This window comes from Salipaludibacillus sp. CF4.18 (genome assembly GCF_051262595.1).
Classification (GTDB): Bacteria; Bacillota; Bacilli; order Bacillales; family Salisediminibacteriaceae; genus Salipaludibacillus; species Salipaludibacillus neizhouensis.
In genome coordinates, this window is the sequence record NZ_JBIMEV010000019.1 from 23,360 (window position 1) to 38,309 (window position 14,950).

Annotated in this window: 15 protein-coding genes and 2 pseudogenes; 6 read left to right on the forward strand and 11 right to left on the reverse strand. The window is 37.2% G+C overall.

Annotated elements, in window-relative coordinates; genetic code table 11:
• The first annotated feature begins 62 nt into the window (after positions 1–62).
• Entirely contained in the window at positions 63–1,298 is a 1,236-nt protein-coding gene (locus tag ACHABW_RS12995; protein WP_435755710.1) for a rhamnogalacturonan acetylesterase, read from the forward strand.
• Positions 1,299–1,644: 346 nt separating this feature from the next.
• Positions 1,645–2,028 carry a DUF2642 domain-containing protein gene (locus ACHABW_RS13000; RefSeq protein WP_435755711.1) on the forward strand — a complete coding sequence of 128 codons (384 nt, stop codon included), beginning with the start codon at positions 1,645–1,647 and terminating at the stop codon, positions 2,026–2,028.
• A 156-nt stretch (positions 2,029–2,184) separates the two neighbouring features.
• Here the strand turns inward: ACHABW_RS13000 and ACHABW_RS13005 are convergent.
• The 4 genes and pseudogenes from ACHABW_RS13005 to ACHABW_RS13020 all read right to left on the reverse strand — a co-directional run bounded on the left by ACHABW_RS13005 (position 2,185) and on the right by ACHABW_RS13020 (position 6,595).
• Positions 2,185–2,977, reverse strand: a pseudogene (locus tag ACHABW_RS13005) (TIGR00266 family protein).
• A 378-nt stretch (positions 2,978–3,355) separates the two neighbouring features.
• Positions 3,356–3,871 carry a hypothetical protein gene (locus ACHABW_RS13010; RefSeq protein ID WP_110935466.1) on the reverse strand — a complete coding sequence of 172 codons (516 nt, stop codon included), beginning with the start codon at positions 3,869–3,871 and terminating at the stop codon, positions 3,356–3,358.
• A 101-nt stretch (positions 3,872–3,972) separates the two neighbouring features.
• Positions 3,973–5,250, reverse strand: a complete 1,278-nt coding sequence (locus ACHABW_RS13015) for an ATP-binding protein (protein WP_435755712.1) — start codon at positions 5,248–5,250, stop codon at positions 3,973–3,975.
• Positions 5,251–5,410: 160 nt separating this feature from the next.
• The gene (locus ACHABW_RS13020) at positions 5,411–6,595 is read right to left on the reverse strand and encodes a cation:proton antiporter (RefSeq protein WP_435755713.1); all 1,185 of its coding nucleotides are present in this window, start codon (positions 6,593–6,595) and stop codon (positions 5,411–5,413) included.
• A 268-nt stretch (positions 6,596–6,863) separates the two neighbouring features.
• Here ACHABW_RS13020 and ACHABW_RS13025 point away from each other — a divergent pair, with 268 nt between their 5' ends.
• A complete protein-coding gene (locus ACHABW_RS13025; RefSeq protein ID WP_435755714.1) occupies positions 6,864–7,841 on the forward strand; it encodes a Gfo/Idh/MocA family protein in 978 nt (325 codons plus the stop codon).
• A gap of 98 nt (positions 7,842–7,939) precedes the next feature.
• On the opposite strand, the gene ACHABW_RS13030 is transcribed toward ACHABW_RS13025, so the two are convergent.
• Positions 7,940–8,260, reverse strand: coding sequence for a YbjQ family protein (locus tag ACHABW_RS13030; RefSeq protein WP_435755715.1), 321 nt, complete (start codon positions 8,258–8,260; stop codon positions 7,940–7,942).
• A gap of 305 nt (positions 8,261–8,565) precedes the next feature.
• Between ACHABW_RS13030 and ACHABW_RS13035 the strand changes: the two genes are divergently transcribed.
• The 3 genes from ACHABW_RS13035 (at position 8,566) to ACHABW_RS13045 (ending at position 10,993) form a co-directional block, all read left to right on the forward strand.
• Complete coding sequence (locus ACHABW_RS13035; RefSeq protein ID WP_435755716.1) at positions 8,566–9,519, forward strand: sodium/glutamate symporter; 954 nt, start codon at positions 8,566–8,568, stop codon at positions 9,517–9,519.
• Between the two features lie 107 nt (positions 9,520–9,626).
• Positions 9,627–9,971: a hypothetical protein gene (locus ACHABW_RS13040; RefSeq protein WP_435755717.1), complete on the forward strand. Its 345-nt coding sequence runs from the start codon at positions 9,627–9,629 to the stop codon at positions 9,969–9,971.
• 164 nt (positions 9,972–10,135) lie between these two features.
• Complete coding sequence (locus ACHABW_RS13045) at positions 10,136–10,993, forward strand: hypothetical protein (protein ID WP_435755718.1); 858 nt, start codon at positions 10,136–10,138, stop codon at positions 10,991–10,993.
• Between the two features lie 52 nt (positions 10,994–11,045).
• Here the strand turns inward: ACHABW_RS13045 and ACHABW_RS13050 are convergent, their stop codons facing one another.
• The 6 genes and pseudogenes from ACHABW_RS13050 to ACHABW_RS13075 all read right to left on the reverse strand — a co-directional run.
• Positions 11,046–11,510, reverse strand: a complete 465-nt coding sequence (locus ACHABW_RS13050) for a hypothetical protein (RefSeq protein WP_435755719.1) — start codon at positions 11,508–11,510, stop codon at positions 11,046–11,048.
• 95 nt (positions 11,511–11,605) lie between these two features.
• Complete coding sequence (locus tag ACHABW_RS13055) at positions 11,606–12,220, reverse strand: FAD/NAD(P)-binding protein (RefSeq protein WP_435755720.1); 615 nt, start codon at positions 12,218–12,220, stop codon at positions 11,606–11,608.
• 72 nt (positions 12,221–12,292) lie between these two features.
• Positions 12,293–13,105: a TIGR03943 family putative permease subunit gene (locus tag ACHABW_RS13060; RefSeq protein WP_435755721.1), complete on the reverse strand. Its 813-nt coding sequence runs from the start codon at positions 13,103–13,105 to the stop codon at positions 12,293–12,295.
• Between the two features lie 13 nt (positions 13,106–13,118).
• Complete coding sequence (locus ACHABW_RS13065) at positions 13,119–14,120, reverse strand: permease (protein ID WP_435755722.1); 1,002 nt, start codon at positions 14,118–14,120, stop codon at positions 13,119–13,121.
• A gap of 250 nt (positions 14,121–14,370) precedes the next feature.
• Complete coding sequence (locus ACHABW_RS13070; RefSeq protein ID WP_435755723.1) at positions 14,371–14,739, reverse strand: GTP-binding protein; 369 nt, start codon at positions 14,737–14,739, stop codon at positions 14,371–14,373.
• Between the two features lie 105 nt (positions 14,740–14,844).
• A pseudogene (locus ACHABW_RS13075) lies at positions 14,845–14,946 on the reverse strand (hypothetical protein); the annotation flags it as partial.
• Positions 14,947–14,950 lie beyond the last annotated feature (4 nt).

Sequence of the window (14,950 nt, forward strand, 5' to 3'; positions counted from 1 at the left end):
CTCCCCTAGTAAATGCTTTTCATAAATCTATACATAAACCTACGAGAGTGAAGGTGTAAAAAATGACACGAAGAAAAAGACTTATCAAAAAAGGCTTAGCAATCGCACTTGCTTCTGTTACAGCCGCATCCGTTTTTACTATTTCTGCAACAAGAGTTAATTCTTTAGAAGTACCTTTACAAAAGCGGTATGATTTCGGGCCGTCTGACAGTTCAGTTGTAGCAGATTATCTAAAAGTTACAGAAGAAAGTATTTATAGTAAAGAAACAGGTTATGGTTTTTCTGACATCGCAAATGTAATGGCTATATATCAAGAGGAAGCGCAAGGCATAGAACGAGATTTTATCTCATACTCTAACACCGCCTTTCTCGTTGATCTCCCAAATGGCGATTACACGGTGTCTGTTGTTTCGGGTGACATCCACGAATCCACTGAATTTGGCATAAAAGCGGAATCGATTCAAAAAGTAGAAAACACCTCTCTTCATGCTGGACAAATTACAGAATCGGATTTTGAAATTGCAGTAATTGATGGGCAGTTATCGATTGAATTAACTGGTGATCAGCCCAAAATTAATGCTATTGTCATTACAAAGTTGCCAAATCGACAAGCTGCTAAACATCCAACAGTATATGTAGCCAGTGACTCTACTGCCCAAACTTACAAGCGTGATTTGAAACCACAAGCTGGCTGGGGACAAATGCTTCCTAGTTATTTCAATAAAAAATTAACGATCGCAAATCATGCAATCGGGGGAAGGAGCTCAAGAACCTTCTATACAGAAGGTCGGTTAGATAATATTTTACGTGAGTTGAAACCACGAGATTTTGTGCTGATTCAGTTCGGTCACAATGATGCAACTAGTTTCGTTCCCGAGCGTTATACACCAGTCGCAGATTTTAAAGAGTACATGAAAACGTATGTCACTGGCGTTCGCCAACGAGCGGGAATACCAATTTTAATTACTCCTGTTGGACGACGAGATTTTGATACAGAAACAGAAAAATTCAATACTAGTTTTCCTGAATATAAACAAGCTATGGAAGAAATTTCGAAGGATTTAGATGTATTACTCGTAGATTTAAACACGTCGAGTCGTGAGTATTATGATGAACTTGGGCCTGAGGGAACACGCTCTGTGTTTTTGCACGTAGATGAGGGGACTTACTCTGCGTTCCCAGAAGGAAAAATAGATGATACACATTTCCAAGAATATGGTGCCGATCAAATTGCTAAGCTGCTTTCAGAAGGACTTGTCAAACTGGACACTACTTTAGCAGAGTATTACAAGTTGTAAGGGTTCAGTTAAGTGTCTTTATCTTTTTTCTATTTTGTTGCTTTATAATCACGGAAGCTTGTTTGGAACAATTACCGCTCTCTTTCCGTAGATGATCCGCAAGCAAACTGACGCTCTGCGTGGTCTCGCGGATTCTTCCAAACAACATTTTTTTATAGAAACAGTTTACATAACCATTATTATTTCTGATAAAAGGCTAGAAGCGAATTTGAGAAACCTTTCGTTAAAAAGCATGCCCTCTTCAGCATAGAATTTTATTTTCACAAGATCTTTTGCCCTTGAGAATATTAAGTGATTTCAAGCATAGGTATAAGTGAAATTAGTTTTGAAGAGGGAAGTGTTCCTGATGAATGACAATAATTATTCAAATTCCATGCTAAACAAAGCTGAAAAATCCGTGCAAGCCCAAAATATACCTGTTTCTCTGCATCCAATTGTTCAACCTGCTTATGTGAATCAAATGCCTGCTCCCTATACACCTATATTTCCTGTTCCATCCGTGCCTCAGCCAACTCAGTATGTAACCCCACTCGATCCTGTTTTCGTTGACCATTTGAGTAGGCATGAAAATGAACAAATAATTGTAACTACAACTGCAGGAAAAATTGAGGGTGTTTTGACTGGCGTTGCCGTGGATCATATCCAACTTAATCTTTCCGATGACAAGGCGGTTCATATCCGAGTATCCCAAATCGTATTTTTTGAAGGATTTCCAATTTCGTATCGTTAAAATCTTTTAAGAAAAACCTTTTTAACAAATAAAGTAAAAACAACAAACTACCTAATTATAGTTTGTTGTTTTTGCTTTTTTAAAGATGTGGCTGAAGTCCTCCCACGGAAAGAATCCGCCTGCAGCTAGTTCAAGCGGTGCTTCCGATTAAGTAACTTACTTTCTATCCCCACCTAAAATATCAAAAAGCCCCCCTGCCACACTTCCCTCACCTTTGTTTCCGCCTCTTTCCGGTGCAGCAGCAAAAATGCGGCTGGCTAGTCGACTGAATGGCAGAGATTGAATCCACACAGTTCCTGGACCTGTTAAAGTAGCAAAAAACAGACCTTCCCCACCAAACATGGCTGTTTTAATGCCGCCAATATATTCAATGTTATAATCAATATTTCCTGTCATAGCAACCAAGCATCCCGTATCAACACGCAATTTCTCACCGGGTACAAGCTCTTTTTTGTGCATTGTTCCCCCAGCATGAATGAACGTCATTCCATCTCCTCAAGTTTTTGCATAATGAACCCTTCTCCACCGAAGAAACCAACGCCCATTTTCTTCTGAAACTCAATTCCAATAGACACTCCTTTTGCAGCAGCGAGGAAAGCATCTTTTTGACAAATCAGTTTTCCATCCAGTTCACTCAAGTCCATTGGGATGATTTTACCTGGGTATGGAGAAGCAAAGGAGACGTGTTTTTTACCTTGTCCTTCGTTGGTGAATGTCGTCATGAACAAACTTTCTCCTGTGATCACTCGTTTACCGGCACCAAGCACTTACTCATTAATCCACCTTTTTCAGAGGAACCGTCACCAAATAGTGTTTCCATTTTGATGTTTTCTTCCATCATCATTAAGCTTCCAGCCTCGGCGATTACCGTTTCATCAGGATCTAATTCCACCTCAACAAACTGCATGTCGTCTCCATACAACTTAAAATCAATTTCGTGATTATTCATTTTACCCTCTCCTTTGTAATATTCATTCACTGTCTTTATATTTCGTTCCGGCATAACAAAACTCCTTTTAATAAAAGGAAGTATTTGGACGATTCATGACTTTATTTCAGGCAAGGATGGGGATAAAGTTTATTTAGTGACCTTGAGGTGAAAAGTCTTATCCTGAGTGTCGTTGAAGATGATGTTTAGAGCCATTCAAATCTAACGGAGATTACCAATGTTACTATGGAAAGAGAATAGTGCCCTTGAGATAAGATAGTCTCAGTGAGTGACTCTATCTTATCAAAAACATTTTTTAACAAATAAAAAAACATAGGATTCACGCCCTATGCCTTTAACTAACTATTAAATCGCTGGATCATTTTCAAAATTCGTTTTTTATAGCTCATTTAATTCATGGAGTGTCTGTACTACGTGATCAATGAATTCTGGAATTTGATCCATATGATCCTCATTAATTTTATGATTAAAAGGTACTTCTACGGTATTCCTATATTCATTATGAGCGTTTCCATAGGTGAAACGTAACGTTTGGGCGGGACGATGGTCTGGCTTCCAAATGTTTTCTAAAATTTCATCAATAAGTTCACACTCGTCCTCGATATCCTCGACCACCATATGAAAACGCACAGATAGTGTGCAGCCGGGAGATTCACCAGATGTCTCTAATATTTCAGATGCCAAATCTTTTAACGTTGCTTCTAGGACAATCTCTGCCTTCACTTCCTGTTGATCCACTAATTCAAATTCTATGACAAATTCTCTGGACATTAAGGAGAGATCAAGAAGGTCCTGTCTGTTCGTAATATCAATCTCCCGATTTAAGTTATCTAAATCATACACATGATTCTCAAATGCCACTTTCAAATTATCAAAAATTGTTGGATCAAACATCGCAAAACGTCCTCACTGTTTTATTTTCAAGTCTACCATAAGTTTTATAAGAAGGCTCTTCTATAATACTATTCATAACAATCTATGTAATCACTTTCTTTTTATTTACTGTTGTGATTCGTAGTCGGTAACGTTATTATAAAACGCGTACCCTCTCCCACTTCACTTTCTACCTTAATTTCTCCATTCATTGCTTTAATAATGCTAAAGACAACCATGGTGCCAAGACCTGTGCCTTTATCCTTCGTTGAAAAATAAGGTGTCCCCAATTTATTAATTTGTTCTTCGCTCATTCCTGTACCTGTGTCATCAATCAAAATTTTTGCTATTCCATCACGTGCATCCACTGTAATAGTTATTTGTCCTTCCAGTTCGATCGATTCAATGGCATTTTTTATAATATTTAATAAACATTGATGGAGCTTCTCGGCTTCTCCGGTAACATACCCATTGTTTATTATATTCACTTCAATAAGAACATTATTCATAGTAGCATATGGATTGACGACTTTTAAAATATAGTCCAATTCTTTATCAAGTTCCAACACCTTAATATTTTCAAGTGATGGTTTAGCAAAGGTTAAATAATCAGTAATAATTTGTTCGGCACGATCCAACTCTTCCAAAGAATACTTAATGTATGTGCTCCTTTTTTCCTCTGTTAGATTTGGTTCTCTTAATAATTGCAAAAACCCTTTTGTGACTGTTAATGGGTTACGTACTTCATGAGATATGCTAGCAGCAATATCACTGACAGCCTGCAGTTTTTCAAGCCGTCTTAATTCACCGGCTAGGATAATATCTTGTTTCGCTTTTTCTATAAAACTAACAAACATAATAATACCAATAGGTTGTGCTATTGAAAAGAAACTTATAAATATGATATATCTCCTATCGATTAATTCACTAAATAAAAGAGAGACCAAAAGAGCCATAAACATCACACCTAATAAAGCAGTTACGGTGGCAAGTTTGACTTTACTCTCTATCTTAAAGGTCTGATAAAATTTTGGAATGATAAACCATAAGGAAAACAGTAATAGAAAATTGACGATAAAGGCTCCATAGAATCCTGAACCATCGAGAAGAAAACGATAAGATATCAAAATAACAAATAACACAACCGCCACTCTTCGGCCACCATACAAAGCTCCAAGAATAAAAGGTATTTGACGCAAATCAAAGATATGTCCTTCCGTTAGATTAACTGAAAATGTCATACATAAAATGATCGAAGTACCTGCTACTAGTGTAATTAAACCTTCATTTATACAAGGATGAAGATTCCTTTTAATAAACCTGCTAACAATAAAATAAAAAACAATGATGCTAAAAGTTTCTAATAAAAATATTTGAAGGTCGCTTAACAAAATAATCATCTTCACACACTCCCTTCTTCCAAACAAACGGTTACTAGTAATTTTATACTATAAAAAGGTAAGTGTATAGAATTCTTATTTCATTAATCGACGAAAAAGCCGTAGATTTTCCCGATTTTAAGCCTTTATATCATTTTTTGTCTAGACATAAAATTTTATATTAAAGCAGTTTTTTAGCGAGAGGATGAACGCCAATACTTTGAATAATTAACGACATAAGCACAACAGCAAATGTGATAGATATAATTACATCTATTTCTTGACTGCTTCCAACTTGCAGGGACAAGATTAAAAAAATCGAGACGGAACCTTTTAAGCCAGACCAGCTAATAAGAACTGATTCTTTGAGACTGACTTTCTTATTCCAAGCAGGAATAAGTTGCGTTGATCCTGTGATTATAAGAAATCTTACAAGTAGTGAAGCGATGAAAATGACAATTGCAAGTCCCCAATAGTCGAAGAAAAGGTAGTCAGCCGAAACGATTCCAATGACTAAAAATAAAATAGATAAAATCGATATTTCAACGATACCCCAAAATCCGTCCAGAGCTTCGCGGAAATGTTCTTCCTTAATAAGGCGACCAAACTCAAAAGAGAGTACGATGCCAGCGAATACGGTTGCGAGCACACCTGATACTCCAAAATGTTCAGCAATATGAAAGGAACCATATGCCAAGATAATACTGAGCATGACTTGATATTCCTTATGATGTGTAAAGTGAATGGCCTGACTAAATAACCAACCAAAGACTAGACCAATTGCTACTCCGCCTAGTGAAACGTATAAAAAATCACCAACAAATGCGACTGGTGACAAGCTTTGGGTTTGCATAAATATCCCCAATATAAATGTAAAAATGACAATACTTGTTCCGTCATTTAAAAGGGACTCGCCTTCAACGACATCCACAATAAGGTTATCTTTAGCCGATTTTTTCAACACACTCACAACAGAGACTGGATCGGATGGTGTCAGAATCGAGGCAATTAACATCGCACCGACAAATGATAGAGAAAGAAATGGTAAACTGACTGCATAAATTATTCCCCCTAATATAACTACCATTAGCAACGTTCCTGCTGTAGCCAAGAATGTGATAATACCAGCATGCTTTTTCAAATCAGCAAAGGGAAATTGATACGCTGAAACAAACAATAATGCTGGTAAAAAAACATGATATATCATCTCTTTCGTTACTTCGACTTCCAAGAAAAAGGGAACGAAAAATAGTCCGATACCTATTATCACTAGAATTGGTGGTACAGGCAAATCCTCTTGCTTTTTATCAATTGCGAAAATAATATAACCTATAAATAGCAATACAATCGTTATCGATACCGACATCTTAAACACCCTCCTTTTGTTTTCAAAATTACTATCTCTTATATTCCTTTGATTCATGGGTTTTTAAACATCAAAATTCCGAGTGATTTCATCACATCCTAAAATGAATCTCTTTAATTTTAACATGTATTTCCAAAAGTGTTTTTCTATCAATTGTTAAATACGAAGAGACTTTAATTTATTTGTGAAATTTACATCCAATAAATATCAACGTTTAGCGACGGGATACTCCTTTTTTGGTAGAATAGAAACAGAAAGGGTGATTAACGTGCAAAAAGACATTCATTGGGGAATTATCGGTTGCGGAGACGTAACCGAAGTGAAAAGTGGACCTGCTTTTCAAAAAATTAGTCACTCAAATCTCACCGCTGTAATGAGAAGAAATGGTGAATTAGCCAAGGATTATGCTTCTCGTCACGGTGTTCCTAAATGGTACAGAGATGCAGAACAATTAGTTGCTGATTCTGACGTCGATGCGATTTATATCGCTACTCCTCCAGCATTCCATAAAGAATATACGTTACTAGCTGCGAAATACAAAAAGCCCGTGTACGTAGAGAAGCCAATGGCGATGAATCATCTGGAATGCGTAGAAATGGTCAAAGTATGTAAAGAAACGGAAACACCTCTATTTGTAGCTTACTATCGAAGAGCTCTACCGAAGTTTTTAAAAATTAAAGAATTAATCGACCAAGGCGCTATTGGTAAGCCTTGTTTTGTGAAAACAACACAATTTCAAAAATCAATAGAAATGAAAGATAACAAAGAACCTTGGCGCGTAAATCCTGAGATTGCTGGAGGCGGACTGTTTTTTGATGTAGCTAGCCATACACTTGATATTCTTGACTTTCTGCTAGGATCTATCGAGGAAGCGAAAGGATTCGCATCAAACCAAACGAATGCTTATAAAGCAGAGGATATTGTCACAGGAACTTATTTATTCGAATCTGGTGTGCATGGTGTGGGAACATGGTGCTTTTCAGCTTATGAAAAAGAGGATGTGAATGAGATCGTTGGTACTAAGGGAAAACTTGTATTTTCCACGTTTGGTCACGAACCTGTTCAATTGACTACCGGTTCAGGTAAACAAGAATGGGAATTTGAGCGTCCAACACATATTCAACAGCCTCTCATTCAAACTATTGTCGATGAATTACGCAATGACGGAGAGTGCCCAAGCACTGGTGAAACAGGTTCACGAACCAATTGGGTGATGGAAGAAATGACTAAAAGCTATTATACTTGAAAACCTACTAACTAAACTAAAATGAATTAAGAAAGGCAAGTAGAGCTGAGAAGCCCTTGCCTTTCTTTTGATCTGAACAGCAGCAAATCAACTATGATTTAAACTTTCACCGTTTTAACAGCAGTTCCATAGGCTAGGAGTTCTGAACTTCCCTGCATCACTTGAGATGTGGTATATCTTACGTTAAAAATGGCGTCTGCTCCCATATCTTCAGCTTGTTTGACCATCCGATTATAAGCAATATTTCTCGCCTCAGTCAGCATTTCTGTGTACCCTTTAATTTCTCCGCCTACAATCGTTTTTAAGCCAGCCATGATATCTCTTCCAACATGTTTCGATTGCACAACATTTCCTTGAGCAATGCCCAATACCTCCATCACTTCAAAACCTGGAATGAAAGCAGTATTAACTGTAATCACAAAATAACCCCCTCTTATGAATATATTATTCTAGTAGTTATAAATAAGACTAGTTTTAATACAACAGTCTCTTCCTGCCTCTTTTAATCATTCAAAGTTGTTTTGAAGAATGATTGCTCCCTTTCTGTGAACATTGTTCCTTATCGAATTAATGTCCGAAGGGGTGGCTTCATTATCTATGTTTTTTCGGCAAGATCAGTGGGTAGTGAGTATTTATATTACTTTTCCCTGCATAATAAGTCAAAGTAGCCTTTTAAATCCAATTAGTAACTTTAAAAACTCATTTATAAAGGAGGTTTATTTTCATGTCATCGGAGTTAGTCGGTCTTAGTTTTGTCGTATTATCCATATTTATTGTCATTGGTAAATGGCTGCGTGTTTTTACTCCGTTACTTCAGAATATTTTTCTTCCGTCCTCCATTATCGCAGGACTCATAGCACTATTAGTGGGTCCTGAGGTGTTTGGACGATTGTTTTCACTATTTGCTGGTGAAGGTATGTTTTCACAAGGGCTACTAACAGAAAATATTCTCTCTGTGTGGTCTACCCTTCCTAATCTTTTTATTAATATCGTGTTTGCCTGCCTTTTTCTAGGAAAAGCTTTACCAAGCTTGAAAAAAGTATGGGACATTGGCGGACCTCAAGTTGCTATGGGGCAAATGGTCTCGTGGGGACAGTATGTTGTAGGTTTACTACTCGTTCTCTTGTTATTAACACCTATGTTCGGGGTCAATCCACTAGCTGGTACGCTTATAGAAATTAGTTTCGTTGGTGGACACGGAACTGCCGCTGGTTTAGGGAATACGTTTGAAGAATTAGGTTTTGCAGAAGGCTATGACATGGCAATTGGTTTAGCTACAGTCGGTATTTTGAGTGGCGTTATTATTGGTATCATTCTTATAAATTGGGGAGCGCGGACTGGTCGTACTGAAGAGCTTAAAGGTGGAAGTAAAGTTTCGATGGATGGTCAGCACGGAATTATTGATTTTGATGAGCGCGATTCAGGCGCTGACATTACCACCAGACCTGAATCTATCGAGCCCCTTTCGATACACATTGCCTATGTTGGAGTTTCAATCGGAGTCGGGATTCTCCTGTTGGAAGCATTAATCTGGCTAGAATCTGTCACTTGGGGTCCTCTCACAGATACTTATTTACTAATCTATGTCCCTCTCTTCCCACTTGCTATGGCTGGAGGAATTATTGTGCAAGGTCTTTCCCAACGTTACGATAAGTTTAGGATTATTGACCGAAATTAATTAACCGCATTGGCGGTCTTTCACTGGATATTTTAATTGTCGCTGCAATTGGTACGATCTCTCTAGAAGTTATCGGCGAAAATATCATTACTTTTGTATCATTAGCTTTGGCGGGAATTATTTGGAATGTATTTGCGTTTCTAGTCCTTGCCCCAAAAATGATTCCATCTTATTGGTTTGAAAGAGGAATTGGAGACTTCGGTCAAGCGACAGGAATCACAGCTACAGGCTTGCTACTTATGAAAGTTGTAGATCCTAATAACCGAACACCTGCATTAGAAGGGTTCGGTTACAAACAAATTCTCTTTGAACCGCTTGTCGGAGGTGGATTATTCACGGCAGCCGCCATGCCTCTCGTTGCACAATTTGGTCCAGTCGCAATACTTATCTTTGCCAGCATTGTTACTGCGTTCTGGATGTTACTAGGATTGTTTTATTTCGGAAAAAAATAATAACTAACGAAGAAATATAGCTAAATATTATTTTTGTGTCATAATTTTTAGAAATCTACTCACCAAACATTACCAGTTTCACTGAGCGTTTATAGGGAAAAAGATCTATATAAATGATAAGAGTGGAAATAATAAAGATTTCATAGGTGTTTAAGGAGGTTTTTATGATCATTAATCTTATAAATAAACAAACTATACTTTTAAGCAGTCTTTTAATCTTGTTTTTATTAGTTGGCTGTTCAGCAGGTAATAATACTCAGAATAATATATCTTCAGAGGATAACACTGCAGAGAGTAATGAGCAGAATAACACGGTCAATATTGAAGAAAATAATTCTGAACAACTAGAAGAAAAAGAAGAGGAACTTAATGATCTTCAAGAAGAAATAAAGACTAAAGTGGCTGAACTTCAAAAAGCAGAAAATGAACTCAGTAATATCGAAGAAGAAATTGAAGAGAAAAGTAATCAATTAGAAAGCGGAACCGAGGAAGATACCAATGAGTCCGCCAATGGCAACTCCGATTACGAAGTTATCCAGGAGAAAGCAGATTCCGTGGTCATTGGCTTGGAAAGCGAAGACTTTGGGACAGTTGCGATTCATGCTCATCCAGAAAAAGGTGTCCAGTTCTCTCCATACGGTTACGTGGATAAAAATGATCATCTAACTTTCACAAAAGAAGAACTGCGGAATTTTATGGAGGACAGCGAAGAATATAATTGGGGATCAGAAGACGGGAGCGGTCACCCCATAGAACTCACTCCCGCCGAATACTATGAAGAGTATATTTATATTCGAGATTTCTCGAGATCGGCCTCGGAAGTGAATTATAATGAGACTAAATCACGGGGAAATACGATTGTAAACGTAGAAGAAGCTTATCCAGAGGCACACTTTATTGAATATTTTGTGTCACCTGATGATGAAATCGGAATGAATTGGGCAAATCTCATTCTTGCTTTTGAAGAGCATGAAAATGATTGGCATTTAGTTGCTATTGTGGTAGACCGATGGACAATCTAACATAATACATCGAAAAAGGGCGGTAAAAGTTCACTGTCCTTTTTCAATATGTTTAAGTTGCACTTAACAAAATCCGCTCGGCTGCTTTCCTAGCTCCAGAAATATTTCTGGCAGTTGGCCCCAATTCCAATTCACTTAATGGTCCTGCAACATATAAATGTTCACACCATTCTAGGGAGGATTGAACGATGGGATAACCACACTTTGCACATTGCAGTCCCTCCGAATTTATTAAATTAGTTAGCCACGCTTCATTTGGCAGCGAAGGGGTGAAACCTGTTGCTAATATAACTGAATTCGTGGTAAGGCTATTTCCGCCTTTCAAATGTAATACTGTTTCTTTATCATCGATTCTTTCTCCAACCACCACTTCGCCATTTTTTATACAAAGTTTGTTTTCTTTCTCTAATCTAGCTAATTTATTATAAAGTTCTCGAGGTAAAGAACCTTTATGTCTCGCTTCATTTATTAGACTTCGACGTTTGCTGTAGTCTCTCTCTCTGTGAAAAGAGATCAAGTTCTTTGGTCCTAACCAGCCAGGATCACTATCAAAAGAATGAATACGAAAGGGATGTCTTTTTAGTAATGTTACTTGACCCGGATAAGGAACCGTTAATTTAATTGCAGCGTGGGCGGCTGGGCTGTAATTCCTCCACCAATAACCGTTACTGGTCCTGAAACATTTTCTAGGCTTGTCAAACTCTTATCGTACACATGATAGATATTATCTCTTGCAGATTTTAATGAAGCTACCCACTCAGGTATTTTTAGCTGATGATTGAGGCTTATAGCGATCACTATATTTTTAGTGAAAACTTCATTCCCTAATTCCGTAATAATTCTCCATCCGTCTCCTTTCCTTGATGCATGACTAACTTTTCCTTGGTGCCAAGAACGATGGATATTGACATTTTCCAATGTTTTATCCGCATGGTCGTTAAATAAATTTAAGGATGGTCTCTTGTAGTTGCCATAAAGTTCTTTCCTGTCATGATTATTTTCTTGATATTTCTGAAGACTGAAAGGGTCCAAATCAATATGATGAACAGATGGGGAACGAAGATATTCCATACCAATCAACTTTGTATTTCGTTTCCACATGTGTAATGGTTCAGAATGCGGATCTATGACTGATAACTTACTAGTTGTCGTTAAGCCTTTGGCTAGCAAAAAGTTAGCAACTGTACATCCGTGAATTCCTCCACCAATAATTGCCCATTCATACATAAAACAGACCTCCTAGTTAAACTCAAAATGATTACAATTAGTGTTATTATTTCAAAATTTATCCTTTATTAATCATGGATATACATAGGGTTCTGTTGGCTCATCGATACTGTTCCATTGTTGCACATGTATAAACGGAACTAATTGCCCTTCCAATTGATGTACATCAATTATCCCGCGTACGCTTATCCAACCCTTTTCCTTTTCCAAACTCTTATCACTACTCGACAATACCACCCCAGTGACATGTGCATCTGCCACACAATGTGTCACAATAAATCTTGCCAACATTGGATGACCATTGGCAACAGCTTTATCACTGAATATAAAACCTTCCATATTAATTCGTTTTCCAACAAAAAGCTCTGGCGATGTTTGGATAGCATTCGTATAATCACTAAAATTTGAATGATCAAGGGACAGGATTGGCTGATCGATCATTTCTTTCAGGATGTCGTCTGATTTAGTACCCAAAGTTTCGTGAGAGTGTCCTGTATGTGTCTCGCTACTCGAATAACAAATAGCCCGGTTCATGGCCTCTGCAGCACCTAACTCGCTATACGGGAGAAAAAATCCCGTGACTAGAGGCAGACATATCATCACATATCCAATTCTATTTTTCAGGGGCTTCGTATCTTCTATATCGTGACTACACCCCAAAATATTACAGTATTGATGGTCAACAGCTTGTTCTTCCGTTAAAAATATTCTCGTAACTTGGATAAAAAAGAGAACTAAAAAAATGATCGAGGCTACTTGACTAAAAGCTGCATACTGAGGGTTGATAAAACTATTAATTTCCCCTGTGTGGTGCAATCTAATAATAAATCCTGAAAATAAGGCTAATATCAATGCTTTTAATACTTGCTGTGGATGAAAGATCACTTTTTATTCCCCCTCATAGAAAAGGATGAACACCTAATAATATACCGAACACACTCACAGTGATGATAAGCATTAGGACGATAACAAAACGAAACTTAAATACAGCTAGCATCATAATCGTATTTTTCAAATCTAACATAGGTCCATAAATCAAAAATCCAAGTATTGATGTTTCTGGAAACAAATGACGAAATGAAGCACCAATGAAGGCATCTGCCTCCGAACATAATGACAATAAATAGGCAAGTCCCATCATGATTGCGGTAGAGTATACAACTCCCTCCCCGAGATCTACCATTGCTTGTGTTGAAATAAAAGTCTGAACGAATGCCGCTAACAGGGCACCGATAATTAAAAATTTTGCAACATCAAAAAACTCATCGACAGAGTGGAACAGCATAGCTTTCAAGCGCAAGGAGAGGTTAAGTGAAGCTGAAGAATAGCCTAACTCATTTGAATTTGTAGATTTTTTAAGTTGGTTTCGTTTAAAAATGAGACTTACAATTGCTGTAATAAATAATGCGATAATAAACCCTAGAATCATTCGCTGCAAAGCCATTTTTAGATCCTGACCAAAAGCTACATATGTAGAAAAAATGACAATTGGATTTATTAATGGTCCAGTAAGGAGAAATCCGACACCTGCAAAAATAGGGACTCCTTTAGATACTAATCTTCTAACAATCGGGACAATTCCACACTCACACGCTGGAAACAAAGCCCCTACCAAACAACTCATCAAGATCGTCATCACTCGATTTCTAGGAATGAACCTTTTCAGTTGCTCTTCAGAAACAAAAACCTGGATGATGCCCGCTATAAAAACACCTACTAGTACAAAAGGCAAGGCTTCAATTAAAATACTGAGAAAAATAGTGTTAAAAGCTAGCAGTGATGGAGGAAACAAAAGACTTTCCATCATCAATCGTTCATTTAATATCATAAAATAATAAACGAAGACGAGCACAAGAATTCCGGCTACTTCCGCAAGATTTTGTTTTATACGTTTCATCATAAATGCCTCCACATATATCTATTTACAGGAAAATATATGTGGACAAGATTAGTAACATGCAGATAAATCAAAGTAATTACGATTTAGAGGAATGCGCAGTGTCTTATTAAGAAAAATGCTTAGCGACTAACGCCCCCTTCTTTTAAAAAGAAAACGCGGTCCTACTCTTTTTATTTATTAGATAATGGTACTGTTGACCCTAAAAGTAATTCTATTTTCTCTATCACTGCTACTGAACAATCATCTTCTTTTACGAGCCTACTTTTAAACTTAGTTTAGCCCACTCTTTTTGAATTTCGTCGATATTTAGATCAATACCAATCAGTACCAGATAGTTTCTTCCCCTATAATCAGTCGGCTCCCAGTAGCTTCTTTTCATGACATGCTGTAATAAATAACAATTTTCATTTACAAATAGATATCCTTTTGCTCGTAATAAATTAGGGTGCCATCTTTTTAGAAATTTTGCTACTATTGATGACTTCATAGGTTCGTTTACAGAAAGAGTTAGTGTATTAATGCGTGAAAAAGAGACACTATTTCCATGTATATGAGGGTATGGAGTTCGCCTATTTGCATAAAATTTATCTTTATTGACTTCTGTGATTCCTTCAAGCAAACCGTTTACATCAATTTCCGAATACGTCGTAAAAAGTAATGGGGATACTGAGTTCCGTTTACGGATTGCCTTTGTGATTTTTTCTTTATAAGAGCTTGTAATTAAATCAAGCTTATTTACAACTAACAGGTCCGCAACTTCAATTTGGCGTCTCGTCGTTTGAACTAATTCTTTATCAGCTTCAAAAATACTGTTATATTCGAGTATATTT

Excerpts from the sequence above, each read along its gene's own strand:
- ACHABW_RS13035 (WP_435755716.1), top strand. The coding sequence starts at position 8,566 with ATGTCATCGGAGTTAGTCGGTCTTAGTTTTGTCGTATTATCCATATTT.
- ACHABW_RS13055 (WP_435755720.1), bottom strand. The coding sequence starts at position 12,220 with ATGTATGAATGGGCAATTATTGGTGGAGGAATTCACGGATGTACAGTT.
- ACHABW_RS13065 (WP_435755722.1), bottom strand. The coding sequence starts at position 14,120 with ATGATGAAACGTATAAAACAAAATCTTGCGGAAGTAGCCGGAATTCTT.
- ACHABW_RS13020 (WP_435755713.1), bottom strand. The coding sequence starts at position 6,595 with ATGTCGGTATCGATAACGATTGTATTGCTATTTATAGGTTATATTATT.
- ACHABW_RS13010 (WP_110935466.1), bottom strand. The coding sequence starts at position 3,871 with ATGTTTGATCCAACAATTTTTGATAATTTGAAAGTGGCATTTGAGAAT.
- ACHABW_RS12995 (WP_435755710.1), top strand. The coding sequence starts at position 63 with ATGACACGAAGAAAAAGACTTATCAAAAAAGGCTTAGCAATCGCACTT.
- ACHABW_RS13015 (WP_435755712.1), bottom strand. The coding sequence starts at position 5,250 with ATGATTATTTTGTTAAGCGACCTTCAAATATTTTTATTAGAAACTTTT.
- ACHABW_RS13000 (WP_435755711.1), top strand. The coding sequence starts at position 1,645 with ATGAATGACAATAATTATTCAAATTCCATGCTAAACAAAGCTGAAAAA.
- ACHABW_RS13045 (WP_435755718.1), top strand. The coding sequence starts at position 10,136 with ATGATCATTAATCTTATAAATAAACAAACTATACTTTTAAGCAGTCTT.